The 24322-nt window shown below is 66.2% G+C and carries 24 protein-coding genes; 11 read left to right on the forward strand and 13 right to left on the reverse strand.

The window, feature by feature from the left end; translation table 11 throughout:
* Entirely contained in the window at window positions 1–828 is an 828-nt protein-coding gene (locus ESB00_RS18890) for a GDSL-type esterase/lipase family protein (protein WP_129049759.1), read from the forward strand.
* Between the two features lie 111 nt (window positions 829–939).
* On the opposite strand, the gene ESB00_RS18895 is transcribed toward ESB00_RS18890, so the two are convergent.
* The 5 genes from ESB00_RS18895 to ESB00_RS18915 all read right to left on the reverse strand — a co-directional run bounded on the left by ESB00_RS18895 (window position 940) and on the right by ESB00_RS18915 (window position 4358).
* Window positions 940–1428 (reverse strand): FKBP-type peptidyl-prolyl cis-trans isomerase, encoded by a 489-nt coding sequence (locus tag ESB00_RS18895; protein ID WP_129049761.1) that lies wholly within the window; start codon window positions 1426–1428, stop codon window positions 940–942.
* Window positions 1425–2489 (reverse strand): D-alanyl-D-alanine carboxypeptidase family protein, encoded by a 1065-nt coding sequence (locus tag ESB00_RS18900; RefSeq protein ID WP_129049762.1) that lies wholly within the window; start codon window positions 2487–2489, stop codon window positions 1425–1427. Before ESB00_RS18900 ends, ESB00_RS18895 begins: the two co-directional genes overlap by 4 nt.
* 37 nt (window positions 2490–2526) lie before the next feature.
* Window positions 2527–3138 (reverse strand): uracil-DNA glycosylase family protein, encoded by a 612-nt coding sequence (locus ESB00_RS18905; protein WP_129049764.1) that lies wholly within the window; start codon window positions 3136–3138, stop codon window positions 2527–2529.
* A gap of 139 nt (window positions 3139–3277) precedes the next feature.
* A complete protein-coding gene (locus ESB00_RS20155) occupies window positions 3278–3664 on the reverse strand; it encodes an RNA recognition motif domain-containing protein (RefSeq protein WP_129049766.1) in 387 nt (128 codons plus the stop codon).
* Window positions 3665–3896: 232 nt separating this feature from the next.
* Window positions 3897–4358: an acyl-CoA thioesterase gene (locus ESB00_RS18915; protein WP_218938792.1), complete on the reverse strand. Its 462-nt coding sequence runs from the start codon at window positions 4356–4358 to the stop codon at window positions 3897–3899.
* 123 nt (window positions 4359–4481) lie between these two features.
* Between ESB00_RS18915 and ESB00_RS18920 the strand changes: the two genes are divergently transcribed.
* From ESB00_RS18920 to ESB00_RS18950, 8 genes are all read left to right on the forward strand, one after another.
* On the forward strand, window positions 4482–5096 hold the full coding sequence (locus ESB00_RS18920) for a TetR/AcrR family transcriptional regulator (protein ID WP_129049768.1): 615 nt from the start codon (window positions 4482–4484) through the stop codon (window positions 5094–5096).
* Between the two features lie 226 nt (window positions 5097–5322).
* On the forward strand, window positions 5323–5487 hold the full coding sequence (locus ESB00_RS19785; RefSeq protein ID WP_164976319.1) for a hypothetical protein: 165 nt from the start codon (window positions 5323–5325) through the stop codon (window positions 5485–5487).
* Between the two features lie 119 nt (window positions 5488–5606).
* A complete protein-coding gene (locus tag ESB00_RS18925; protein ID WP_129049771.1) occupies window positions 5607–6752 on the forward strand; it encodes an acyl-CoA desaturase in 1146 nt (381 codons plus the stop codon).
* A 141-nt stretch (window positions 6753–6893) separates the two neighbouring features.
* Window positions 6894–8201: an NAD(P)/FAD-dependent oxidoreductase gene (locus tag ESB00_RS18930; RefSeq protein WP_129049773.1), complete on the forward strand. Its 1308-nt coding sequence runs from the start codon at window positions 6894–6896 to the stop codon at window positions 8199–8201.
* Window positions 8202–8280: 79 nt separating this feature from the next.
* Complete coding sequence (locus tag ESB00_RS18935) at window positions 8281–9219, forward strand: DUF1365 domain-containing protein (protein WP_129049776.1); 939 nt, start codon at window positions 8281–8283, stop codon at window positions 9217–9219.
* 16 nt (window positions 9220–9235) lie between these two features.
* Window positions 9236–10522, forward strand: coding sequence for an SAM-dependent methyltransferase (locus ESB00_RS18940; protein ID WP_129049778.1), 1287 nt, complete (start codon window positions 9236–9238; stop codon window positions 10520–10522).
* A 152-nt stretch (window positions 10523–10674) separates the two neighbouring features.
* Window positions 10675–11079 carry a DUF1475 family protein gene (locus tag ESB00_RS18945; RefSeq protein WP_129049780.1) on the forward strand — a complete coding sequence of 135 codons (405 nt, stop codon included), beginning with the start codon at window positions 10675–10677 and terminating at the stop codon, window positions 11077–11079.
* Window positions 11076–11603 carry a DUF2062 domain-containing protein gene (locus tag ESB00_RS18950; RefSeq protein ID WP_164976320.1) on the forward strand — a complete coding sequence of 176 codons (528 nt, stop codon included), beginning with the start codon at window positions 11076–11078 and terminating at the stop codon, window positions 11601–11603. The genes ESB00_RS18945 and ESB00_RS18950 overlap by 4 nt, the downstream gene beginning before the upstream one ends.
* Here ESB00_RS18950 and ESB00_RS18955 read toward each other — a convergent pair.
* Entirely contained in the window at window positions 11566–12837 is a 1272-nt protein-coding gene (locus ESB00_RS18955; protein ID WP_129049784.1) for a Gfo/Idh/MocA family protein, read from the reverse strand. The two genes, ESB00_RS18950 and ESB00_RS18955, sit on opposite strands and share 38 nt — an antisense overlap.
* A 133-nt stretch (window positions 12838–12970) precedes the next feature.
* On the opposite strand from ESB00_RS18955, the gene ESB00_RS18960 reads away from it, so the two are divergent.
* Window positions 12971–15001 carry a sodium:solute symporter family protein gene (locus ESB00_RS18960; RefSeq protein WP_129049786.1) on the forward strand — a complete coding sequence of 677 codons (2031 nt, stop codon included), beginning with the start codon at window positions 12971–12973 and terminating at the stop codon, window positions 14999–15001.
* A gap of 329 nt (window positions 15002–15330) precedes the next feature.
* On the opposite strand, the gene ESB00_RS18965 is transcribed toward ESB00_RS18960, so the two are convergent.
* Entirely contained in the window at window positions 15331–15732 is a 402-nt protein-coding gene (locus ESB00_RS18965; RefSeq protein WP_129049788.1) for a winged helix-turn-helix transcriptional regulator, read from the reverse strand.
* Between the two features lie 154 nt (window positions 15733–15886).
* Here ESB00_RS18965 and ESB00_RS18970 point away from each other — a divergent pair, with 154 nt between their 5' ends.
* A complete protein-coding gene (locus tag ESB00_RS18970) occupies window positions 15887–16741 on the forward strand; it encodes an SDR family oxidoreductase (RefSeq protein WP_129049790.1) in 855 nt (284 codons plus the stop codon).
* On the opposite strand, the gene iolG is transcribed toward ESB00_RS18970, so the two are convergent.
* The 6 genes from iolG to ESB00_RS19000 form a co-directional block, all read right to left on the reverse strand.
* A complete protein-coding gene (iolG, locus tag ESB00_RS18975) occupies window positions 16742–17728 on the reverse strand; it encodes an inositol 2-dehydrogenase (protein WP_129049792.1) in 987 nt (328 codons plus the stop codon).
* Window positions 17729–17923: 195 nt separating this feature from the next.
* Window positions 17924–19423, reverse strand: coding sequence for a CoA-acylating methylmalonate-semialdehyde dehydrogenase (locus ESB00_RS18980; protein WP_129049794.1), 1500 nt, complete (start codon window positions 19421–19423; stop codon window positions 17924–17926).
* Window positions 19424–19544: 121 nt separating this feature from the next.
* Window positions 19545–20603, reverse strand: a complete 1059-nt coding sequence (locus tag ESB00_RS18985) for a transaldolase family protein (RefSeq protein ID WP_129049796.1) — start codon at window positions 20601–20603, stop codon at window positions 19545–19547.
* Between the two features lie 13 nt (window positions 20604–20616).
* Window positions 20617–21525: a myo-inosose-2 dehydratase gene (gene iolE / locus ESB00_RS18990; protein WP_164976321.1), complete on the reverse strand. Its 909-nt coding sequence runs from the start codon at window positions 21523–21525 to the stop codon at window positions 20617–20619.
* Between the two features lie 4 nt (window positions 21526–21529).
* Window positions 21530–23404, reverse strand: a complete 1875-nt coding sequence (gene iolD / locus ESB00_RS18995) for a 3D-(3,5/4)-trihydroxycyclohexane-1,2-dione acylhydrolase (decyclizing) (RefSeq protein WP_129049801.1) — start codon at window positions 23402–23404, stop codon at window positions 21530–21532.
* Window positions 23401–24249 carry a 5-deoxy-glucuronate isomerase gene (locus tag ESB00_RS19000; RefSeq protein WP_218938793.1) on the reverse strand — a complete coding sequence of 283 codons (849 nt, stop codon included), beginning with the start codon at window positions 24247–24249 and terminating at the stop codon, window positions 23401–23403. Before ESB00_RS19000 ends, iolD begins: the two co-directional genes overlap by 4 nt.
* Window positions 24250–24322: the final 73 nt, after the last annotated feature.

The following is a 24322-nucleotide window of genomic DNA, read 5'->3' on the forward strand; positions in this document are numbered from 1 at the left end:
ATGCCCCTGAAAAAATCCCGTCTCGCCCCCCTGTTCCTCCTCGGTCTGCTCGCCACCCTGGCGACGGCACAGACCGCAACGCCCGCCGCCCCGGCTGCCCCCGCCGCCCCCAGCACCCCGACCGCTTCCGCTCCGCCGCCTGTGCCGGAAGTGGTGGACGCCTCCGCGGCGATCCCGAAGGTCGGCAACGCGCGTTTCTTTGAAATGCACGAACAGTTTCTCGCCCGTAGCAAAGAAGGCCCCATCGGGCTGCTCTTCCTGGGCGACTCCATCACGCAGGGCTGGCGCGGCGTGCCGCATATCTGGGAACATTACTACGGCAAACACCAGCCGGCCAACTTCGGCATCGGCGGTGACCAGACCCAGCACGTCATCTGGCGGATCGAGAACGGCGAACTCGACGGCATCACCCCGAAGGTCGTGGTGCTGATGCTCGGCACCAACAACGCCGGCCAGCACACTGGCGACCAGATCGCGGCCGCTGACACCAAGATCGTCGAGCTGATCCGCGCGAAGATCCCCGGCGTCAAGGTGCTGCTCCTCGCGATTTTTCCCCGAGATGCGCGACGGACCCCCACCGGCCTCATCACCGAGGCGGCCGTCAGCGACGCCGGCAAACGCATGGCCGCCATCGAACGGGCCAACGCGCTGCTGGCCAAACTCGATGACGGCGTGAACGTGCGCTTCCTCAACATCGGCGCCCAGTTCCTGGGCAAGGACGGCCGCATCCCCTGGACCATCATGCCCGACCAGCTGCATCTGAGCCCGGCCGGCTATCAACTCTGGGCCGACGCGATGCAGCCACTGTTGGCCGAGATGCTGAAGTGAACGCGGCGTCTGGAGGCGGAACCTGCGCCCCGCGCAGGTTTTCAGGCTGAGCACCGGTCAGCCCGCGCTCCGCGCGGGCTCCACCTCAGGGGCCATCAGGACCTGGTCCACTCACTTCAGCTGCTTGCCGAAGTCGAGCAGCTCCATCTCGAACACCAGCGTGGCGTAGCGGCCGATCGTCGGCGGCTTGCCCCGCGCTCCGTAGCCGAGCTCCGGCGGCACGATGAGCAGCCACTTCTCGCCTTTGCGCATTTTTTGGAGCGCCTCATCCCACCCGTCGATCAGATCGCCCCGGTCCACGCGGACCTTGAGCGGGGTTTCGGCCGTGTTCTGGTCGAAGATTTTTCCGTCGAGCAGCATGCCCTTGTAAACGACGCTGACCATGTCGCCGGACTTCGGCATCGCCCCGTCGGCCTCGCCGGCCTTGAGCACGATGTAACGGAGACCGGTGTAGGTCTTCTTCGCCTCGGGCCAGCGTTTCTCGACAATCGCAAGGTCCTCGGGCGGCAGCCTCTCGCGCTGGGCATGCAGCGGAGCGACGGCGAAGGCCAGCAGGCCGGAGACGATAAGGAGGAAGGGACGAAGGGAGGGGGTGATCACGGCTTTTTCTCGGGGGGAATGACGCGGAACTTGAACATCGGTTCCGTTGGCGTCGAGGATTGTTGTTCCGGCGGCGCGGGAGAGCGGTCCGTCTTCACCGTGGGGACCTCCGTCGGGGCGGCCGCGGAACTGGATTTCGCCGGGGCGGGTTGCGCCGTGCTGACCACCACCGGGGCGGAGGGCTGCGCGGCGAACCCCTGCTCAATCAGCTCGATCGCCTTGAAGTCGCGCGCCCGGCCTTTGTCCACCGTGCGGCCGGGACCGAACGAGCCCATGATAACCATGATGACGCGCCGGCCGTTGCGCTCGGCGGTGGCGCTCAGGCAATAGCCGGCGCTCTGGGTGTAACCGGTCTTGAGGCCATCCACGCCGGCGATCCGGTCGAGCAGCTTGTTGTGGTTGTCCATGCGCATGGGCGTGGCGCGCACGCCGGTGCCAAACATGCGCTCCTTGATCGAGGCGTATTTCAGCACATCGGTGCTCAGGACGAGGTAACGGCAGAGCCGGGCAAAGTCGCGCGGGGTGGTCAGGTCGCCGTCAGCCTCTCGCCGGCTGGCAGGAGGCAACCCGTGCGGCGTGCGAAAGGTCGTGTGCGTCATGCCGAGTGCACGGGCCTTGGCGTTCATGAGCTCGACAAAGGCCGGCACGGAGCCCGCGGCGGCCCGCGCCAGCGCATGCGAGGCGTCATTGGCCGACTGGATCATCATCGCGTGGATCAGTTCCTCGACCGGAAAGGTTTCCCGCGCGTCGAGATAGACCTGGGTGCCGCCCATGCGGGCGTCGGAGGCGTCGATTTTCACCGGGGTTTGCAGCGTGATTGCGCCTTCGGCCAGCTTGTCGTATAGCACGGCGAAGGTCATGAGCTTGGTCATGCTGGCCGGCGGATTGGTGACATCGGCGTTGTCCTCCAGCAGCACCGCGCCGGTGGCGGCATCGGTCACGATGTAGCCCGCATAGACGCCCTCGACCGGCGTGGCCTGCCGGATCTTGGCCGCGAAGAGGCCGGGCGTGAGCCCACCGAAGAGAAGGATGACGACGGCGCAGCGTCGGAGCAAAATCATGCGCGCAAGGCAGCGCTGCGAAACCGGCAAGGCAACTTCATTTCGCCGCGCGCACGGCGGGATGCGCGGAGACTTTCGCGAGGGCCTGGCGGAGGAGGGTTTTGCCCGGCTCCATCCGGTGCCACGGTGAGGCGCCCGACGGATGCGGCAGCGGGATGCAGTCCATCGTGTGACCGCGGTAGTCGATGCGCAGCTGTCGGCCGATGAGATCGTACAGTGGCGCGGGCGGCAGGAACTGCATGAGGGCGAGCTTGCCCACCGGCAGCACGAGCGCCGGGCGCAACAGCTCAATCTCCGCCGCGAGCCAGCGTGAACAGGCGGCGATCTCGTCCTCGTCGGGCACGCGGTCGCCGCCGGTGGCCTTCTTGCCGGGAAAGCAGCGGCACACGGCGGCAAAATAGATGCGGTCACGCGCCTCGTCCTCCGTCCAGCCGAGCGCCTCGTGCAGCCACCTGAAGAGCGTCTTGCCCGCGGTCCACGCAAAGGGCCGGCCGAGCTTCGGCTCCTTGTCTCCCGGTGCCTGCCCCACCAGCAGGATGTGCGACGCCACCGGCCGTCCGACCACAACGGGCCGGTGCATCTTCGGGCAGCGGGTGCAGGCGGAAAGCTGCGCGAGATGCCGGCGAACTTTGCTCTGAGGGGCGGGCATGCGGTGAATCGGTGTCCACCATCCGCCTGCGCCATGAGGGCTACGGCGAGATTATTTTCCGCCCAGGCCGGAAAATAAAAAAGGCGGAGCCGTGAGGGCTCCGCCTGAGATTGGCTGGGCTGCTGGTTGCAGCGCAGGCTTAGTAACGGTCGCGACCGCCACCGAAACCGCCGCGGCCGCCACCACCGCCGCCGCCGCCGTAACCGCCACGGCGCTCGCCGCCGAAGCCGCCACGACCGCCGCCGCCGCCGAAGCCGCCGCCAGCCGGACGGTCTTCCTTCGGACGGGCCTCATTGACCTGGAGGGCGCGACCGCCGAGATCGACACCATTGGTCTTCTCGATGGCCAGCTTGGCCTCTTCGGGCGTGCCCATGGTGACGAACGCGAAGCCGCGGGGGCGGCCGGTCATCTTGTCCATGGCGACGTAGGTGTCGGTCACGGTGCCGAACTGGCCGAAGTAGGAGCGGAGCTCGTCATCGGTGGTCTTGAAGGATAGGTTTCCAACGTAGAGTTTGGAATTGCTCATGTGATAATTCGTAGATCCGTCGCCATCTGCCAGTCCGTTCCCAACTTGGGTTTCGAAATCATCACTTAAGCCAAACGCTCAGCCAACGACTCACCAGATCCTGTCATCAAAACGCTGTCTCTAACGAGGCGCGTAAGAACGCTGATGCCGGCCCAACTAGCAAGGGAATTTTTTGAAGGCCGACAGGAAGCCTCTCCCGGGGAATATTTTAGCTGCGCCGGCACGCGGGCTCTCAAATCGAGTATTTCAGCCGAATCTGCTCCGGGATTCGCGCGGGACGCCCCGTCTCAACCGAGATCATGACGTAGTCAAACCAGCCGTCGCAGCTCCGTTTGCCCTCGGGTCGTCGTTCGATCTCGAACTGTAGGCGCAGGCCAATGGAGGTGAATTTCTCGATCCAGCAGCGCACCGTCATCCGGTCGCCGAGCAGGAGCGGCCGCCGGAAATTCATCTGCGTGGACGCGATCACCCAGCCGTAACCGAGCTTCTGAAACTCCGCCATTGGCATACCGTAGCAGCGTTCCATCTGGTCGAACCGCGCCGCCAGCACGTAGTCCATGTAGCGGCTGCTGTGGACGTGCTGGTACATGTCGATGTCGTCCGGCCGCACTTGAAGCTCGCTCTCAAACTTCGAATACACAAGGCCCGGTTCGATCGGTTGGGCGGGCTGCGAGGTCAAAGCGGCATCTTCCACGTCCTAGAAACTGCTCCGCCACAGCCGGTGCGGTCAAAATCAAAACCTTACCGTATCTTGTTCGAGAAGAGAGAAGTCTTGATTCATACAATTGCTTCAAATAATTGTTTCCTTGTGGCAAAAATGCCCACCTCAACTCGCGAAAGAATTCTACGTGCTGCCGAATCGCTGTTTTCGCAATACGGTCGCACGGGAGTTACGCTGCGCCAAATCACTGGTCTCGCGCAGGTTAACGTCGCTGCGATCAACTACCACTTCTATGATCTGGACGGGCTCTACCGAGAGCTGGTCGGCCGTCGCTTGGGTCAGATCAACCGTGATCAACTCGACCTGCTTGCGGTGGCCCAGAGCCGGTTCGGTGATGATCCGGTTCCCCTGCCCGAAATCTTCGATGCGCTGGCCCGGCCGCTGTTCCTTCCTTCGCCCGCGACCGGCCAGCTCGCGCCGCGTTTGATCGGACGCCTGCTTTCCGAGCGACAGCCCAGTCTGGACCCACTGCTCCGGGAGTTATTCCAGCCGACGATGACGCGGTTTGGCCAGGCCTTGCGCCGCCACCAACCCGCCCTGCCGCCGACCGATTTCGTCTGGCGGCTCAACTTTGTGATCGGTGCCCTGCACCACACCTTGGTGACCCTGCCCGACCTGTCCCAGCACACCAGCGGACTTTGCCGGGCGGACGACTGTGCGGGCGCCCTGAGAAACTTTAACGATTTTGCCTCCAAAGCCTTCGCCGCCTGAAGGTTGGTAGCGGGGCTAATCCTGCGGTCGCGCGAAATTTCTAGCACGGTTTTGATGGGCACACGACTTGTAAAGCCGGGGATATTGCTTCTTCTTCCCCGACCCAGCGACGCCGACCTCGTCGCCGGACTTCTGTAACTTCCCTGAGTCCTACCGGGTTCAGTGAACGTAACAGGAACAAAATTCCTCGCCGGCTCTCAGACCGGAGTCCGAAGAAACCCACACCATGCTAGCCGCCATCATCACTCTCAGCCTGATCTCCCTCCTCGTCGCCACCGAGGCGGACCCGTCCGGCTCGTCTGCCGAGACCCACTCGGGAGAACCCCTGCGTCCGCCGGGCCGGCCGGAAAGTGATCGCAAAACAGATCGCTCGGATCGTCTGGCGGCCTGATTTCACGTTGCAGAAAGCCCACGGCTTCCTGCGTTTCCATCAATCTTGCGGCGGGGTGAGAAACCCGGCTTGCCCTGCCTCGGTGGCGCAACTTTCCTCGCCGCCCGTCACCTCCTCTCATGCGTCGTTTCTTCGCCTCCCTCGTCCAATGGGTCGATTCCGATTACTCAGTCGAATCGCCTGAATCCATCCGCGCCCAACCCGACGGCGTCAACCTGGTCCGCTGCATTCCGTTTATCATCCTCCACCTGGGCTGCCTGGGTGTGATCTGGGTGGGTTGGAGCTGGTTCGCCGTCTGGACCGCTGTTGCGCTCTACGTGCTCCGGATGTTCGCCGTCACCGGCATCTTCCACCGCTACTTCTCGCACAAGACCTACAGCACGTCCCGCTTCGGACAGTTCCTGCTCGCACTGTGGACCGGCACCACCGTCCAACGCGGTCCGCTCTGGTGGGCCTACCACCACCGCCACCACCACCAGCACTCCGACGAGGAGGAGGACGCCCACTCCCCGCATGTGCACGGCTTCCTGTGGTCGCACATCGGCTGGATCACCAGCAAGCGCAACTTCCCGACCGACTACTCCAAGGTCAAGGACCTCGCCAAGTTCCCCGAGCTCGTCTGGCTGAACCGCTTCGACATCGTCGTTCCCGTACTCTTCGCCACGGGTCTGTTCGTCCTCGGCAATCTCCTCCAAGCCTACGCTCCCGGCCTCGGCACCAGCGGCGCGCAGCTCCTCGTCTGGGGCTTCTTCATCAGCACCACCGCGCTTTTCCACGGCACCGCCTCGATCAATTCCTTCACCCACCTCTGGGGCAAGCGCCGGTTCAACACCACCGACGACTCCCGCAACAGTTTCATCCTCGCGATCATCACCCTCGGCGAAGGCTGGCACAACAACCACCACCGTTACCAGTCGTCCACGCGCAACGGTTTCTACTGGTGGGAAATTGATCCGACCTACTACGGCCTGAAGCTCCTCTCCTGGACCGGCTTCATCTGGGGCCTCAAGCCCGTGCCGCAGTCCATTTACGAGGAGGCCGCGCGCAACGCCCACGAGGACACCGTGCGCAAGTTCTCCGTCTCGTCCGTGCAGGTGGAGATCAACACCCTCAAGAAAGTCGTCCCCACCGCCGCCGCCATCGCGATCGCCACGGTCAACACGCCCGCCGTCGCCGCGCAGCTCCAGAAGAAGGACGGCCCCGCGATCCACAAGGACGTCACCGAGCAGACCCAACACCCCGGCACCAACGACGCCGCCAAGTAGCCTTGGAGCGCAGCGACAAGGTGGTCGCTGCCCCACACCCGCCCCGCGCGCCCTCCGCCGCGGGGCTTTTTTATTGAATCCGTCCGAGACGTCGGGGCGTAGTTTCTCCCGTGCGCATCGCCCACATCGAAAATTCCTGACATGCCCCGCACCGCCATCATTGGCAGCGGGATCGCGGGACTCGGCTGCGCGCACTTTCTCCACCGCCGCGACGAGATCACGCTCTTCGAGCAGCACGACCGCATCGGTGGTCACACGCACACTGTCACCGTGCCGGAGCTCGGCACCGGACGCCCGCTCCCCATCGACACCGGGTTCATGGTCTTCAACTACGAGACCTACCCGCAGCTCACCCGCCTCTTCGCCGAGCTGAAGGTGCCGGTCAAGAAGACCGACATGTCCTTCAGCGTGCGCCACGAGGACACCGGCCTCGAGTTCTGTGGTTCCTCGCTCAACCACCTCTTCTGCCAGCGCCGCAACCTCCTGCGTCCGTCGTTCTACCGGATGCTCCTGCAGATCGACCGCTTCAACCGCGAGGCCGTCGCCGCCCTGGAGGACAGTGCCATCGACTCGCAAACGCTGGCCGATTACGTGCGCGCCCGCGGCTACGGCGCGGACTTCCTCGACCTCTACCTCGTGCCCATGAGCAGCGCCGTGTGGTCCACGCCACCCGACATGATGCTGCAGTTCCCCGCGCGGACGCTCCTGCGCTTTTTTCACAACCACGGCTTCCTCGGACTGCACACCCAACACCAGTGGTGGACGGTGGACGGCGGCTCGCAGGAATACGTCAAACGGATGACCCCGCCCTGGCGCAACCGGATCCGCACCGGCAGCAAGGTCGTCCGCGTGCGCCGCCCGGGCCGGGGCACGAGTCTCCCGACCCGTGGCGTGGAGATCACCACCGCCAACGGCGCCACCGAGCACTTCGATCGCGTCATCCTCGCCGCCCACGGACACGAATCCCTCGCCCTGCTCGCCGATCCCACGCCCGACGAAGTGCGCCTGCTCCGCGAATTCCCCTACCAGCCCAACATCGCCACGCTGCACACCGACGCCGACATCATGCCGCGCACGAAGCTCGCTTGGTCCGCGTGGAACTACTCCCTCGCCCGCAGCGCCGCCGGCACCATCGAGCCGATGACCATTTATTGGATGAACCGCCTGCAGGGCGTTTCCGACCGCGAAAACTACTTCGTGTCCATCAACGGCGCCGAACGCATCAACCCGAAGAAGGTGCTGCGCACGATCGCCTACGAGCACCCGCTGTTTACGCTCGGTGCCGTCCGCGCCCAAACCCAGATCCCCGCCCTCAACGCCGCCGCCCAGGGCACCACCGAGACCTACTTCTGCGGCGCCTGGACCCGCTATGGTTTCCACGAGGACGGTTTCCTGTCCGCCGTCAACGTCGCCCAGCTCCTGCTCGGCCGCGACCCCTGGGTGGCCTGACCGTCGTTAATTCTGGATTTGCCGGGCCGGGCGCAACGTTTCTGCATCCCCGGCAGGGGGTTGCCCGTAACATTTGACGGTGAATTCCTGTCTCTACGAGTGCCATGTCATGCACGCCCGGTTTGCGCCCAAGGCGCACCGGTTCGTGTATCGCATCTTCCTCTTCGCGCTCGATCTGGACGAACTCGACACGTTGCACCGGAAGCTCCGCCTGTTCTCCTTTAACCGTCGCAACCTCTACTCCTTCCGCGACGCCGACTACCTCCCGACCCATGAATCCGTATTTAACGGCTCGGCGGTTGATTCAGCCAATCGTAAATCTGAAATCGTAAATCTGAAATCGAGAGTCGTCTCGCACCTCGCCCAGCACGGCATCGACCTCACCGGTGGCCGCGTGCTGCTCGTCTCGCTTCCCCGCGTGCTCGGTTATCTCTTTAACCCGGTCTCGTTCTACTTCTGCTACGACCGCTCCGGCACGCCTGTCGCCGCGCTCCCCGAGGTGACCAACACCTTCAAGGAGATGAAGCCCTATCTCCTCGGCCCCGCAACGCTGGCCGACGGCGCTTTCCGCCTGCGGCTGCCCAAGCACTTTTACGTCTCTCCTTTCAGCGACGTGGACGTCTCCTTCGACTTCCAACTCCGCACGCCCGGCGATCGCCTCTCGATCCAGATCGACGATTACATTGGCGCCGCGCGCACGCTCACCTCGACGCTTGCCGGCCCGCGCCAGCCGCTCACCGACGGCCGCCTCGCATGGTTCACGCTCAAGTATCCGCTCATCACCCTCAAGGTGATCAGCCTGATCCACTGGCACGCTCTGCGCTTGTGGCTCAAGAATGTCCCTTGGTTCGCCAAGTCTGCCCGCGCCGCCGATCAACGCGCCCTCTACCGGCCGCATGCGAGCATCGCGCGGGACACGATGATCAAAGACCAAGGACCAGGGACTGCGGAAATTTCGTCACCCAATCCCCTTTCACCCAAATCTGCCGGGCTCAGTCCCTCGTCCCTCAGTCCCTAGTCTTTGGTCCTTCCTCATGAGTTCAGCCGTCACCTCCTCCACCGCCCCGTTGTCCGTCCGCCGTCCGTTGTTCGCCGAGCGCACCATTCTCGCCGCCCTGCGCGGCATGCCCCACGGCCGGCTGCAACTCGACCTGCCCGACGTCACGCACGTCTTTGGCGACCGCTCGGCCATCCTCGCCGGCGTGGCTCCGGGGGTGAGCAACTACGCCTTCGTCCGGGTCCGCCGGCCTGACTCTTTCTTCAAGAAATGTCTCCTCCACGGTGACATCGGCTTCGCCGAGTCCTATATCGACGGCGACTGGGAGACCCCCGACCTCACCGCCGTGGTCGGCTGGTTCGTGCTCAACCATGAGCACGCGCCCACGCTATCCGGCTCGCGCCGCGCCCAATCGCTCGCACTCAATTTCCTCCGCGCCGCAGACCGGATCGGCCACTTGTTGCGCCCCAACAACCGTGCCATCGCCCGCCGCAACATTTCGGAGCACTACGACCTCTCCAACGATTTCTTCGCGCTCTGGCTCGACGAAACCATGATGTATTCCTCCGCCAAGTGGGAGCGCGCCGACGCCTCGCTGCACGAGGCGCAGGTGGCCAAGAACGACGCGCTATGCCAGCATCTCCGCCTCAAGCCGACCGACCATGTCCTTGAGATCGGGACCGGCTGGGGTGGCTGGAGCCTCCATGCGGCCGCGAAATACGGCTGCCGCGTGACGACTGTCACCATCTCGCAGCAGCAACACGACCTCGCCGTGAAACGCATCGCCGCCGCCGGCCTCGCAAACCGTGTCGAGGTTCGCCTGCAGGACTACCGCGACATCACCGGCCGGTTCGACAAGATCGTCTCCATCGAGATGCTCGAGGCCGTCGGGCACCGCTACCAACCCGACTTCGCCGCCGCCGTGGACCGCCTGCTCAAACCCGACGGCCTGCTCGCACTGCAGTTCATCACCGTGCCCGACCACCGCTATGAGGCGCTCCGCACGGGCGTGGACTTCATCCAGAAGCACATCTTCCCCGGCTCGCTCCTCCTCTCCGTCAACCGGCTGAACGGTCTGCTCGCCGAGAAGGGCGGCTTGGTGCTCCACGCCTTCGACGACTTCGGCCGCGACTACGCGAAGACGCTGCGGATCTGGCGCGACAGCTTCCACGCCAAGCTCGACCGGGTCCGCGCCCTCGGCTTCGACGAACGCTTCATCCGCAAGTGGCGCTACTACCTCTGCTACTGCGAGGCCGCTTTCGCGATGCGCCACATCTCCGTCGTCCACACGCTTCACACGCGGGCGAACAATCTTTCGTTGTAACCCGCGCAACCCGTCATTCTGAGCGCAGCGAAGAATCCAAGGGTGCCCCGAGAACCGTGCCACCCTCGTCCGTTCCCTTGGATCCTTCGCTGCGCTCAGGATGACACGGCTCGGGCGCTGGCCTCTGACGTCTGTCCACTGTTCTCCGTCCCATGATCCTTCTCCTCCGCCTCCTCTGCTTCGTCATCATCGGCTCCATGCTCTGGGTCACGACCTGGGCCAGCCTGCACCAGCCGCTCGGTGATTTCGCGCGCAGCGCCACGATCCGTGATCCCTGGGTCATCGCCACGCTGTTCGACGCCTACTGGGCCTTCATCAGCTTCTACCTTTGGGTGGCCTGGAAGGAACAGTCCCTGCCCGCCCGCCTGCTCTGGTTCGTCGCGATCATCCTCCTCGGCAATCTCGCCATGGCCGCCTACCTGCTGCGCGAGCTTTTTGCCGTGTCCGCCCGGGCGCCCAACGCGCTCAACGAGGTCTTCGCCCGCCGCAATCCCGGCACGCTGCCGCTGCCCGGTCTGTTGACCGTCGCCGCCGTCGCCGTTTACCTGCTCGCGTGACCCACCCGCCCGCCTCCGCCCGCCTGAGCTTTTGGCAGCGGCGCGTCCGCGGGCCGATTGTCGCCTTGTTTACCCAGGGGATCACCCCCGACAAAGTCGCCCTCACGCTCGCGGTCGGCACCGCCTGCTCGCTGTTTCCCTTTCTCGGCTTCACCTCGCTGCTCAACCTCGGCGTCGGGCTGTGGCTGCGGCTCAACCAGCCGCTGCTCCAGACTCTCAACTATCTGCTCACGGTGCCGCACCTGCTGATGATCGTCGTTTACGTGCGCATCGGCGAGGGGCTCTGGCGCATGCAGGACGACCGCTTTTCCGTGGCCGAAATGCTCCGCGTGTTCCGCGAGGCGACCATCGGCGAATTCCTGCAACGCTTCGGCTGGGCGGGCGTGCATGCCTTCACTGCCTGGGCCCTGACCGCCCCGCTGCTGATCGCGGTGATCTACTTCGCGGTCCGCCCGGCGTTGCGCCGACTGGCCGGCTCGCGCGAACTCAACCGCGCAGTTGCAGACGTGCCGTCCGGGGTTTGACCGCCCAGGCCGCGCCGGCCTCGGCCAGGCCCTGACCCGTGCGGGCCGCGGCCAGCAAAACCTCGTCCAAACCGGACACGTAGGAGAAGACCTGTCCGTCCACTTCGTGCCGCCGGATGTGGGCCGCCGGCACCGGTGTGACCAAAAACTCGCGGTGCAGCCCGGCGATGCAGCGCACATGCAGCGACGCCATGCCAATGGTGCAGACTTCCGCCGGCTCACCCCGGTGATACTTGAGCACATCGCGAAGCATGCGCTCCCGGGTGTCCGATTCCGGAAACGCCGTCTGCTCCCAACGTCCACCCGGTCCGTCGAGGCAGGCATGGCTGTCCTGCACCCACTCGGCGGTGCCGTTCGTTCCCTCGATGCGAAGCGAGGGCCGGCCGATCGCGGCGGAGCTGTGCGTGCCGTAGAAATCCAGCCTGACTCCGTTCACCGTCCGCAGTTGGAGCATCGCGGTGTCGAAGGACTCGATCGCCTGCGCCCGGTAAAGCTCGGCGGTCAGGTTAACGGGCTCGTTGAGCGGCGCCCCGGCCCGCTCGGCCAGGTTGAGCATCACCATGAGAAAATGGGACATGGCGTTGCTCACCGGTGAGTCCAGCACCCAGGCGCCCTCCAGCTTGAGGCGGCCGGCCCAGGCATTGCGCGAGTAGTAGGCGTGGCTGCGCGGCCATGCCGCATGCACCACCAGCCGGCGGAGGGCACCGATCGCGCCGTCCGCGAGTTTCCGCCCGAGCGCGCGCACCTCCGGCGCATGCAGATACTGGAAGCCCACCGCCACGCGGCGCTGATTGGCCGCCGCCGCCTCCGCCATGGCCGCAACGTCGGCCGGGGTGGCGGTGAGGGGTTTCTCCACCAGGACGTCCACGCCGGCACGCACCAGCGCCAGCGTCATGGTGGCGTGCAGGTGAATGGGCGTGGGCACGACCGCAAACGCAATGCGCAACCGCGGCAGCGCCGCCAGCAGCGCTTCGAAGCTGGCCAGAATCTCGCAGCCGGCGGCGCGCAAATCCCCGACCACGGTCTCGTCCGGTTCGGGCGGGAAAACCACCGCCGCCGCCAGCACGAGTTCACCGCGCCGGTGGAAATCCAGCAGGTGCCGGAGATGCACGCGGCCGTAGCCGCCGACGCCCACGAGGACGGTGCGCGGGGCGCTCAAGCGGCCGCCTCCGGTTTCGACCGGCCGCAGGCTGGCGGAGTGCAGGGAGGGGTGGGCATGTGCGAACCCGAGCATTTCGCACGCCGGAGTCGTCACAACGGCCCCATCGGGTAACAGTTAGATTCATGCGGGCTTCCCGGCGGACTGTCTGGTCGTTACTGCATGGTCACCCCGGCTCCCACGCCCCAGCCTCCGCCCACCCCGCCCCATGACCCTCGGCCCCATCCACGTCCTCGATCTTGCCGTCATCCTCGCCTACCTTGGCGCCGTTCTTTGGTTCGGCTGGCGGAGCTCCCACCAGTCGGCGAGCGAGGAGGGCTTCTTCCTTGCCGGCCGCAAGCTCGGCAAGGCCTACCAGTTTTTCCTCAGTTTCGGCAACGCGACCGAGCCCCAGGGCGCGGTCAGCACCGCCAGCCTCGTGCTCCAGCGCGGCGTGACCGGCGTGTGGTTCGCGTTCCAGACCGTTTTCATGAACCCCTACTTCTGGTTCATGAACACCTGGTTTCGCCGCGTGCGGCTCGTGACGCTGGCCGACATGTTTGAAGACCGCCTCGGCAGCCTGTGGCTCAGCCGCTTCTACGCGCTGTTTCAGGTCGGCGTCGCCTGCGCCCTGCTCGGTTTCGGCAATTTCGTCGCCTACAAGATCGCCTCGTCCATCACGCTCAAGCCGGAGGCGCAGTGGACCGCGGCCGAGCGCGCGGCCGTGGACGGCTACATCGAGCTCAAGCAGCTCGAGCAGCAGGTGATCGCCGGCACCCTGCCGGCCGAGGCGAAGCCGCGCCTCGCCGACCTGCGTGACCGCCATGCCCGCGGCGAGTTGCACAGCTACATCACCGTGCTGCCCTCGCTGCCGTTCTACCTCGTCTTCGCCGTGGTGATCGGCGCCTACATGATCCTCGGCGGCATGGCCGCCGCTGCGCTCAACGAGGCGCTGCAGGGTGTGCTCATCATCGTCTTTTCCATTCTGCTGCTGCCGACCGGCCTCCACGCCATCGGCGGCTGGGACCAGCTCAAGGAGCGCGTGCCGCGCGACATGTTCGACCTGTTCGGCGGCAGCGGCGGTTCGCCGCTGTTCATCTTCGCCGTGTTGTTCGCCAGCCTCGTGCAGATCCACGGCCTGAGCCACAACATGGGCATCTACGGCTCCGCCAAGGATGAGTTCGCCGCCCGCTTCGGCGGCGTCTCGGGCGCCTACATGAAGCGCGTGATGATCGTCCTCTGGGCCTTCGCCGGCCTGATCGCGATCGCGCTCTTCGGCCCCGGCGGTCTCGCCGACCCCGACGCGGCCTGGGGTGTCATGACCAACAGGCTGCTCGGGCCCGGCTTCATCGGCCTGATGCTCGCGGGCATTCTCGCCGGCACGATGTCCACCCTCGCCGCCAAGGCCCTGGCCATCGCCTCGCTCTTCGTCCGCAACTTCTGGCGGCACCTCCGCCCGCAGACCACGCAGGAGGAATCCGTGCGCGCCGCCCGCTGGACCATCTTCGCCGTGCTCGTGCTCGGGGTGATTTCCGCCGAGGCGATGAACGACATCGAGACGCTCATCAAGCTGGTGCTGACGGTGAACATTCCCTTCGGCGCCGCGGTGATCCTGATGTTCTTCTGGCGCCGCCTCACTGTGCCCGCCGTGTGGGCCTCGGTCGCGCTCACCGCCTTTGCCATCCTGATCGCCCCGCTGACGGCCTCCCAGTTTCAGGCCGTGGCCCGCCATCCCTCGCTCGTGCAGACCGTCGAGGGCCCGGCCGGCAAACCCGTGCCGGTTTACTTCAAACAGGTCGTGCGCAGCAACCCCGACGACCCCACCAGCGCGCTGGAGGGCCGCGGCCGCTTCAACTTCGAGTGCTACGCCCTCTCCTGGCTCGGCCTGAATCCCGCCCAGCTCACCCCGGCCGGTCGCGAGACCGCCCAGTTTCTCTTCGACGGTTTCTTTCCCTTCGTCGTGCTGATTCTCGTCAGCCTCTTCACCCGGCCGCCCGACCGGGCGCGCGTGGATCAGTTCTACGGGAAGATGAAGACCCCGGTCGGCGCCACGCCCGAACTGGAGGCCGCAGCCATGACTGAAACCCGCCGCGCGCCGGGCCGCTTCGATCACACCAAGCTCTTCGGCGCCCATTCGTCGTGGGAGTTCTGCAAATGGGACCGCGTGGACACGCTCGGCTTCCTCGGCTGCTGCGCCACCTCCGGCGCCATCATCCTCGTCTTCTGGCTGCTCCTGCGCTGGGCGTCCGGCGGCGCCTGAGCCTCGGCCATTTTATCCGGATCAGACTCCTCGCCTGGCTGCTGGCCGTCGTCACTTCCTCCCTAGCAGCGGATTATCGTCCGCAGGACTTCGGTGCCGTTGCCGACGGCAAAAACACCGCCACCCTCCGCCTTGCCCCCGGCTGGACCGCCACCCGCTGCGGCCTCGACGGCTCGTCGCCAACCCCGATCCGCGCCGGCACCCAACTCGCCTACCGGCCCTACGAGATCCTGAGCGTGCGCATCTCCCTCAGCGCACGATCAGCTCGTGGCGGAGAGGCGTAGTAATGCCAATCACCCCTGCCTCAATCAGCCGGACCCCGCGCGCCTTCAGAGCGCCGTCGCCGCCTGGGGCGGCACGTAGGCCTTGCGGGCCTTCCGCACCTGGCCGTGGTTTTCATTCGCCCAGTGGATGAGCGGTGTGACCTTCGTCAGGAGCGATTCCCCGAGTGCAGTCAGCGTGTATTCCACCTTGGGCGGCACCGAGGCATGCACCTCGCGCGTGACGTAGCCGTCGCGCTCCAGTGCGCGCAGCGTCTGCGCGAGCATGCGCTGCGAGATGTCGCCGATTGCCCGTTTCACCTCGGTGAAGCGCAGCGTGCCGTCGGCCAGCGCCAGCAGGGTCAGCAGGCTCCACCGGTCGCCGATGCAGTCGAGCACATCGCGGACCGGGCAGCGCGTCTCGTGGCCGGAACCGGGCACGACGGGTGGGAGGATGAGTTTGGCGGGCATGGTGCGAGTCGGTTACCGCGGGGTTACCTGGTGACAAAAAAGACCTCTCTTGTAGGGGCGTCGCATCTTCGGTATTCTTTCGTAACCAAAGGGCGCATTTGAACCGAGACAAGCCCGGAACCGCCCCGCGAACCAAAAACATCCCGCCGCCACCATGATCGCCCTCACCGCCGCCACCGGCCAGCTCGGCCGCCTCGTCGTCACCCAGCTCCTTGAACAGATCCCCGCGAACCAGATCGTCGCCGTCGTGCGCAACCCCGCCAAGGCCGCCGATCTCGCCGCCCGTGGCGTGAACGTGCGCCGGGCGGGATACACTGACGCCACCGCCCTGGAGCAGGCGCTGGTTGGGGTGGACCGCCTGCTCCTCATCTCGTCGAGTGAGATCGGACAGCGCACCGCCCAGCACCAGAACGTCGTCGCCGCGGCCAAGCGCGCCGGCGTAAAACTTCTCACTTACACCAGTCTGCTCCACGCCGACGAAAGCCCCCTTGATCTCGCCTCCGAACACGTCGCCACCGAGCAGGCGATCAAGGCCTCCGGCCTGCCGCACATCATCCTGCGCAACGGCTGGTATACCGAGAACTACACCGCCTCGGTGAGCCCCGCCGTCGCCAACGGCGCCTTCCTCGGCAGCGCCGGCGACGGACGGATTTCGCTGGCCGCCCGCGCCGACTATGCCGCCGCCGCCGTGGCCGCCCTGACGGGTCAGGCGGAAACCGGCCGCACCTACGAGCTCGCCGGTGACACCGCCGTGACGCTGGCTGAGCTGGCCGCGGAAATATCCCGCCAGACCGGCAAGACCTTCCCCTACCGGAATCTCCCCGTGGCGGAGTATGCGGCCATTCTGCTCAAGATCGGCCTTCCTCCCGCCCTCGCCCACGGCCTGGCCCACTGGGATGACGAAGCGGCGCGCGGCGCACTGTTCGACGACGGGCGCGAGTTGAGCCGTCTCATCGGCCGGCCGACCACGCCCCTCGCCGAATCCGTCCGGCAGGCCCTGAAAAGCTGATCACAGCTTAACGGAGCGGCCCGTGCGCAGGGATTTGGCGGCGGCCTCGGCGAGGACTATCGCCTGGCGACCGTCCTGGGCGGTCACGGGCAGCGGCTTGTCGTTAACCACCGCGTCCACGAAGGTCGCGAGCTCGATGCGGTAGGCCTCGGCATAACGCTCGAGGAAGAAGTGCAGCGGCTTGTCGGAGCTGACGGCGTTGCCATCGGCGAGCTCGACGGTCGTCGGCGTCTGGTTGCCGGCGAGCAGGCGGCCCTTGGCGCCATGGACCTCGATGCGCTGGTCGTAGCCGTAGGCGGCGCGGCGGCTGTTGTTGATGTGGGCCAGCTTGCCGGACTTCGTCTTCATCACGATCATCACCGAGTCGGTGTCGCCGACCTTGGCGACCGCCGGGTCCACGAGACAGCTGCCGTAGGCGAAGATCTCCGCCGGTTCCTCGCCGAGGAGCCAGCGCGCCATGTCGAAGTCGTGGATGGTCATGTCGCGGAACTGGCCACCGGAGACCTTCAGGTAGCCGATCGGCGGCAGGCCGGGGTCGCGACTGGTGATGACGACCTGCTCGACGTTGCCGATGGCGCCGGCGGCGATGCGCGCCTTCACGGCGGCGAAGCTCGGGTCGAAGCGGCGATTGAAGCCGACGAACATCGGCATCTTCGCCTTCTTCACGGCGGCGAGACAGGCGTCCACGCGCTTGAGCGATAGATCGATCGGTTTCTCGCAGAAGATCGCCTTGCCAGCCTTCGCCGCGGCGATGGCGAGATCGGCGTGCGTGTCGGTGGACGACGCGATGATGACGGCCTGCACCTCGGGGTCGCCGAGGGCGGTGCCGATGTTGGTCACGCGCGCGCCGTGTTTCGTGGCGAGCTTCTGCGCGGCGTCGGTGTTGACGTCCACGATGTAACGGAGCCGGGCCTGGCCGGAGGCGGCGAGGTTGGCGGCATGGATGGCGCCGATCCGACCGGCACCGAATTGGGCAAAGGTGAGCATGGGAATGGAGGAGATAAAAGTGAGAGTGAGGGTGAAAGTGGAGGCAGGGATCAGGTTCTGTTATCCTGTCATTCTGAGCGTAGCGAAGAATCCAGTAACGTGGGCGGGGCGTGATTCGTGCTGGATCCTTCGCTTTGCTCAGGATGACGGTTGCGTGTTAATGGTCCGTGGTCGGTTGTCCGTGGTCTCTTGGTCTTACTTCTTCCAAATATCCCCCTCTCCCTCCGCGAACCAACGGGAGGTGGTGACCTTGGGTTGGGTGTAGAACAGGACGCCGGCGCGGCCCTGCATGTGCAGGTCACCGAAGAAGGACTCGTTCCAGCCGCTGAAGGGGAACATGGCCATCGGCGCGGGCACACCGACGTTGATGCCGATCATGCCGGCCCGCACCCGCTGCTTGAACTCGCGGGCCGCCCCGCCGCTGCGGGTGAAGATCGCCGCGCCGTTACCGTAGCTTGATGTGTTGGCCAGCGCGATGGCCTCGTCGAGGCCAGACATGTGCAGAACGTTGAGCACGGGACCGAAGACCTCCTCCTGGGCGAGCTTCATGTCGGCCCGGACATCCTCGATGATCGTGGCACCGAAGTAGAAACCGTTCGGCGCGTCTTTCACCTTCACGCCACGGCCGTCGGCGATGACTTTCGCACCCTCGCGTTCGCCGGCATCCACCAGCCCGCGGACGCGATCGCGGTGGGCGGCGGTGATGACCGCGCCCATGCCGGGCTGCGTCTCGACGTCGGTGCGGCCGACGGTGAGGGATTTCGCCGCCTTCACGAGCTCCGGCATCACTGCGCGACCGCGGTCACCGACGGTCAGCACGCTCGAGCCGGCCATGCAGCGCTCGCCGGCGCAGCCGAAGGCGGCGTTGATCACGGCTTCGACCGTCTTGCCGACGTCGGCGTCGGGCATGACGACCACGTAGTTCTTGGCACCGCCGTTGGCCTGCACGCGCTTGCCGTGTGCGGAAGCGACCTGGTGAATCGACCGCGCCACAGGGGTGGAGCCGACGAAGGAGACGGCCTTGACCAGCGGGTGCGTGAGCAGGGCATCGACGGCGGGCTTGCCGCCGTGCACGAGGTTGAAGACGCCCTTGGGCAGGCCGGCCTCGGCCAGCAGCTCGGCGAGACGGATGGCCGTGAGCGGCACGCGCTCGCTGGGTTTCAGGATGAAGGTGTTGCCGCACACGAGGGCGAGCGGGAACATCCACAGCGGGATCATGGCCGGGAAATTGAAGGGCGTGATGCCGACGCAGACGCCGAGCGGGTGGCGGGCCAGCTCGCCATCGATGCCGCGGGCAATGTTGGGCAGGAGTTCGCCGGTGAGGAGCGTCGGCGCAGCACAGGCAAGCTCCACGACCTCGAAACCGCGGAACAGGTCACCGCGCGACTCGGCGAGGGTCTTGCCATGCTCACGGGAGATGAGACGCGCGATGGCCTCGAAGTCGCGCTCCAGCAGCGTGCGGTATTTGAACATCACGCGGGCGCGCTCGCTCGGCGGCGTGTCGGCCCAGGCCGGGAACGCCGCGTGCGCGGCCTGCACGGCGGCCTCGACCTCGGCGGCGCCGCCGAGCGGAACCTCGGCGATCATTTCGCCCGTCGAGGGATTGAACACGGGCGATACGGCGAGGCCGGAGGCCTGCGACCATTCGCCGCCGATGAAGAACCGGCAGCGCGGGAGGGAGGAGGAAGGGGTCATAAATAAATCTGTTTCGCGTGTCATTCTGAGCGTAGCGAAGAATCCAAGATGATGTTCGCTAACGGTTGTAGTGCTGGATCCTTCGCTGCGCTCAGGATGACAGGTGGTGGGTATTGAGAATTTATCGCACCATCGCGGCGCGCACGAAGGCCACGAGGTCGGCGTAGCCGCCGAGGAACTGGTTGAGGGTGTGAACGGTCGCGCCGTAACGGACGAACTCGGCCGGCGGCATGCCGTCGGCATCGTGCGCCTTGATGAAATCGGGGAACTTTGCACGCAGCTCGGCGAGAATCGCGCCGTCCACGGGTTCGTCGATGGTGAGGCGCGGCGCGGTGGCAGAGACGTTGAACTTCGTCCACCACGTGTAGGGCACGGTCTGCAGCACCTCGCGGCCGATGATCTGCGACCAATGCCCCTCGTGGCGGTAGGCGGCGGCGAGCAGCGTGCCGGGGCGGCCGCTGGCTTTGAAGAGCTGGTGCGCGTGCTTGAAGACCGCGATGCCCGCCCAGTCGAGCGCGCCGGGTGCGGTCGCGATCTTCTCCGCCTCGGCGACGCGCTTCAACTGGTCGTCCACACGGCCGATCATGATCGTGATGTAGGGGCGGATGGCGTCGGCGTTGAGCCCGGCGGCCTTCGCGCGTTTCAGGCCGCGCTCAAGGGCGGCGGAAACAGCGAGTGCCTGGGCCACGGAAAAGCTGACGGTGGCGTTTACCCGGATGCCGCGTGCGGTCATTTCCTCCATCGCGGCGATGCCCACGTCGTTGGCCGGGGCCTTGATCGCGATGTTGGGCGCGAGCGCGGCGAGCTGGATAGCCTGTGCGACCATCAGGTCCTTGTTCGGATAGAACTTAGGGTTCACCTGCATGGACAGGAAACCCTTCATGCCCTTGGTCGCCTCATAGACGGGCAGGAGCTGTTTCGCCGAGGCCTGACCGAGTTCTTGGATCATTTTCCACGCAAGATCATCCTCGGTGTCGTGCGGGTGGTGCCGCATCAGGCGCTCGAGGATGGGCAGGCAGAGCTGCGGGTTGGCCTTGGCGGCCTGGGAGACGATGACGGGGTTCGACGTGCCGCCGACGGCGCCGAGCGCGACGGCTTCACCGAGTTCGGACGGAATGCCGGAGTCGTTCCACCAATCGGCGCCAAGCGCCGTCATCTGGGCCATACGGGAGGGATTCATGGGGAGTCCTGGGTTAAACACCGGTCTGGGCCCGCACGTAGGCGCGGGCGGCCTTGGCCTTCGGCAGGGCGGGCACCTTAACGGGGTCCTCCTCGGCCTCGACCACGAGCCAGCCACGGTAGTCAGCGCCGGCGAGGATGCGGAAGATCGCGGGATAATCCACGCAGCCGTCGCCAGCCACGGTGAACACGCCGTTGGCGACAGCGCGGTAGAACGACCAGCCCTCGCGCCGCACGCGGTCGGCCACCTCGGGGCGCACGCTCTTGAGATGCACGTGCGCGATGCGTGCCGCGTGGCGCCGGGCGACGGCAACGGGATCGATGCCGGCAAAAGCCAGATGACCGGCGTCGAGCAGCAAGGAAATCTCCGGCACACTGGCGAGCAGGCGCTCCAGGTCACCCTCGGCCTGGATGACCGTGCCCATGTGGTGGTGATAAACGATCTTCATCTCCTCGGCGGCGGCCACGGCGGCGAGGTGCTTCATTCCCGCCACCAGCTTCGGCCACTCGGCCTCGGAGAGTCGCGGCTCGAACGTTTCACCGAAACCAAGCGCGGCATGACGGTTGCCGTGGATGCAGCGGGTGCACTCGGCCACGATGGCCACGCGGGCGCCGAGCGTCTTCAGCAGATTCAGGTGACGACGAAAACCCTGCTCCTCCTCGGCCAACGGCTTCGAAGCGAGGTAGGTGCTGTGCCAGCCACTGACGAGCCGCAGATCGTGGCGGCCCAGCGCTTCGGCCAGTGTGGCCGGAGTGCGCGGGTAGGCGTGACCCAGTTCTGAACCGGCGAAGCCGGCGCCGCGCATTTCGGCCAGGATCGTTTCGAGCGGCACGTCGTAGGCGAGATCATCGAAGTCGTCGTTCGACCAGATGATCGGATTCGCACCGACCAGACAGTCGCGGAGTTGGACGGGGGAGCTCATGGCATCAGTAGTGGAAACGCTGTTGCTTGACTGCCCGGTCATAGGCCGCCCGCGCGGCGCGCACGGTGGGCACGGCCGAGACGGCGGCCGGCGGCACATCCCACCACGAGTAGCCGCGCATGACGGACTCCGGCGTGACCGGAATATAGATGAGGCAGGTGTTCTTCTCGGCCTTGGTGGCGGCGAGGGCGGCGCGCAGTTCGTCCTTGGTGCGCGCGGTGAAGGCCGTGGCGCCGAGGCTGCGGGCGTTGGCGGCATAATCCACCTCCATGAACGCGCCATCGAGCCGGCCGCTGCTGCCGGTGCGGGCGCGGAACTCGTTGCCGAAGCTCCGGCCGCCCTGTCCGCGCTGCAGATTGTGGATGCAGCCGAAAGCGCGATTGTCGTTCAGCACGACGGTGAGTTTCCGTCCTTCCTGCACGGCGGTGACGATCTCGGTGTGCAGCATCAGGTAGCTGCCGTCGCCGAGGAACGCATAGACCTCGCGCTCCGGCGCCGCGAGCTTCACGCCAAGCGCGCCGGCGATCTCGTAGCCCATGCAGGAGTAGCCGTATTCGGAATGGTAGTCCGTGGCCGACTTGCCGCGCCACAGCTTGTGGATGTCGCCCGGAATGCCGCCCGAGGCGTGGACCACGGTGCTGCGGGCGTCGGTGAATTCATTCAACACGCCGACCACCTCGCTTTGGTAGAGCAGGCCGTCGCGGCTGCGACGCCCGGGCGCGATCATTGCCTTCCACGGTTTCTCCCAATCGGCCTTGGCCTTGGCGATGGCCCGCGCATGGCCGGTCGGGGCGCGCCAGCTGCGGAGGAGACGGCCGAGCGCAGCGAGCGTGGCACGGGCGTCACCCACCAGCGGCAGGGCACCGTGCTTGGTGGCGTCGGCGGCATGGACATTGATCCCGAAGAAACGCACGCGCGGGTCCTGAAACTGGGTCTTGGAAGCCGTCGTGAAATCCGACAACCGCGTGCCGACGCAGATCACGACATCGGCCTCGGTCGCGATGAGGTTGGCCGCGAGCGTGCCGGTGACGCCGACCGCGCCGAGTCCGAGGGGGTGCGATTCGAGCAGCGCGCCCTTGCCCGCCTGCGTGACACCGACCGGGATGCCGGTGGCCTCGGCGAACTTCTGCAGCGCCAGCGTCGCATCCGAGTAATGCACGCCGCCGCCGGCGACGATCAGCGGTCGCTTGGCTTTGCGCAGGAACGCGGCGGCCTCGCGCAGTCGGGCGGCCAGCGGCACGGTGCGGTCGATTTCATAGACTCGCTTGGCAAAGAAATGCACCGGGCAGTCGAAGGCCTCGGCCTGGACGTCCTCGGGCAGGCAAATCGTCACGGCGCCTGTTTCCGCCGGATCGGCCAGCACGCGCATCGCCTCGGGCAGCGCGGTGAGCAGCTGCTCCGGCCGGTTGATGCGGTCCCAGTAACGCGAGACGGGGCGGAAGCAGTCGTTGACGCTCGTGTCGTGCGAGCCCGGGTGCTCGAGCTGTTGGAGCACGGGCGCGGGGCGGCGGTTGGCGAAGATGTCGCCCGGGAGCAACAGCACCGGCAGGCGGTTGACGGTCGCGGTGGCGGCGCCGGTGACCATGTTGGTCGCGCCGGGTCCGACCGACGAGGTGCAGGCGAGCGTGCCGAGGCGTTGTTTGGTCTTCGCGTAGGCGATCGCGGTGTGCACCATGGCCTGTTCGTTTTTCGCCTGGAGGAACGGCAGGGCGCGTCCGCCGTGTTCCTCGAGTGCCTGGCCGAGCCCGGTGACGTTGCCGTGGCCGAAGATGCCGCAGACGCCGTTGATGAGCCGGTGTTCGACGCCGTCGCGGCGGACGTATTGGGCCTGCAGGAAGCGGACGATCGCGGCCGCGGTGGTGATGCGGACAGTTTTCATACGGAGGGTTGCCAGCCCTGGTTCTTGGGATCGAGCAACCAGGTGTGCTCGCGCGTGAAGGTGAAACCCTTGTAGGGCCGGCGCGGAAGGTGGCGCACGACCCAGAGATAATACATGCCGTAGCCCGGCGCGGAAACCTGCGCATGGTCGAGTCCGCCGGGGATCGTCGTCGTGTCGCCGTGCCGGACCTTGAAAACCGACTCGCCAATCTCGGCGTGGCCGTAGCCCTGCGGCAGCGTGAAGCGATAGTGATAAATCTCTGGTTGCGCGTGGTGGTGGCCGGGGTAGCTCGACCAGCGACCGGGGAAATTCACGACCTCGCCCACGACCAGCGTCGAGTCAGGCCGCGTCGAGTAATCGAAAATCGTGCGCACGAGCCGGCGACAGGCGCCCTGCGCGAGGCCGGCGCCGCGGTCCTCGGTCGCCGTCTCCGCCGGGGTGTAAACGCGCACGGGCAGAGGGCGGGGATTAACCGCGCGGATCACGGCGAACTCGGCGCCACCCGCGTCGGCCCGGAGTTCGACCGACGTGCCCGCACCAACGTGGAAAGTCGTCGGGCCTTCATCGAAGAGTGAACCACGTTGCGCGCCGAAGAGATTGCCCGCAATCCGGGCCTCCACCCGGCCACCGAGCAGCACGATCGCCGTTTCCCGGGCCGTGACCTCGTGATGCTTGGCGCCGGCGCGCAGTTTCAGAATGCCAAAATCCATGCCCATGCCCGCCGGATCGCCGCGCCGCGTGCGCGGATCAACGAGCGTCGTGAAACCGGAGCCGAAGCCACGGCGCGGCGCTCGCAGATGGCAGCGCGACAAGGAGCCGGGGGCTTTCACGGGGTAGACTGGCACGGAGTCATCCAATCCCCCACTCCGGACCGGCTCAATGGGCCCGGACGTATAACTGTTAGATCGGAAACGCCCC

Origin of the sequence: Oleiharenicola lentus (assembly GCF_004118375.1) — a bacterium.
Lineage (GTDB): Bacteria > Verrucomicrobiota > Verrucomicrobiia > Opitutales > Opitutaceae > Lacunisphaera > Lacunisphaera lenta.

What these genes read in the sequence shown, in the direction of transcription:
- iolG (WP_129049792.1), bottom strand. Translation starts at nt 17,728, where the DNA reads ATGCTCACCTTTGCCCAATTCGGTGCCGGTCGGATCGGCGCCATCCAT.
- iolD (WP_129049801.1), bottom strand. Translation starts at nt 23,404, where the DNA reads ATGAAAACTGTCCGCATCACCACCGCGGCCGCGATCGTCCGCTTCCTG.
- ESB00_RS18955 (WP_129049784.1), bottom strand. Translation starts at nt 12,837, where the DNA reads ATGCTCGGGTTCGCACATGCCCACCCCTCCCTGCACTCCGCCAGCCTG.
- ESB00_RS18985 (WP_129049796.1), bottom strand. Translation starts at nt 20,603, where the DNA reads ATGAATCCCTCCCGTATGGCCCAGATGACGGCGCTTGGCGCCGATTGG.
- ESB00_RS18920 (WP_129049768.1), top strand. Translation starts at nt 4,482, where the DNA reads ATGCCCACCTCAACTCGCGAAAGAATTCTACGTGCTGCCGAATCGCTG.
- ESB00_RS18890 (WP_129049759.1), top strand. Translation starts at nt 1, where the DNA reads ATGCCCCTGAAAAAATCCCGTCTCGCCCCCCTGTTCCTCCTCGGTCTG.
- ESB00_RS20155 (WP_129049766.1), bottom strand. Translation starts at nt 3,664, where the DNA reads ATGAGCAATTCCAAACTCTACGTTGGAAACCTATCCTTCAAGACCACC.
- ESB00_RS19785 (WP_164976319.1), top strand. Translation starts at nt 5,323, where the DNA reads ATGCTAGCCGCCATCATCACTCTCAGCCTGATCTCCCTCCTCGTCGCC.
- ESB00_RS18970 (WP_129049790.1), top strand. Translation starts at nt 15,887, where the DNA reads ATGATCGCCCTCACCGCCGCCACCGGCCAGCTCGGCCGCCTCGTCGTC.
- ESB00_RS18980 (WP_129049794.1), bottom strand. Translation starts at nt 19,423, where the DNA reads ATGACCCCTTCCTCCTCCCTCCCGCGCTGCCGGTTCTTCATCGGCGGC.
- ESB00_RS18925 (WP_129049771.1), top strand. Translation starts at nt 5,607, where the DNA reads ATGCGTCGTTTCTTCGCCTCCCTCGTCCAATGGGTCGATTCCGATTAC.
- ESB00_RS18945 (WP_129049780.1), top strand. Translation starts at nt 10,675, where the DNA reads ATGATCCTTCTCCTCCGCCTCCTCTGCTTCGTCATCATCGGCTCCATG.
- ESB00_RS18930 (WP_129049773.1), top strand. Translation starts at nt 6,894, where the DNA reads ATGCCCCGCACCGCCATCATTGGCAGCGGGATCGCGGGACTCGGCTGC.
- ESB00_RS18900 (WP_129049762.1), bottom strand. Translation starts at nt 2,489, where the DNA reads ATGATTTTGCTCCGACGCTGCGCCGTCGTCATCCTTCTCTTCGGTGGG.
- ESB00_RS18965 (WP_129049788.1), bottom strand. Translation starts at nt 15,732, where the DNA reads ATGCCCGCCAAACTCATCCTCCCACCCGTCGTGCCCGGTTCCGGCCAC.
- ESB00_RS18905 (WP_129049764.1), bottom strand. Translation starts at nt 3,138, where the DNA reads ATGCCCGCCCCTCAGAGCAAAGTTCGCCGGCATCTCGCGCAGCTTTCC.
- ESB00_RS18940 (WP_129049778.1), top strand. Translation starts at nt 9,236, where the DNA reads ATGAGTTCAGCCGTCACCTCCTCCACCGCCCCGTTGTCCGTCCGCCGT.
- iolE (WP_164976321.1), bottom strand. Translation starts at nt 21,525, where the DNA reads ATGAGCTCCCCCGTCCAACTCCGCGACTGTCTGGTCGGTGCGAATCCG.
- ESB00_RS18960 (WP_129049786.1), top strand. Translation starts at nt 12,971, where the DNA reads ATGACCCTCGGCCCCATCCACGTCCTCGATCTTGCCGTCATCCTCGCC.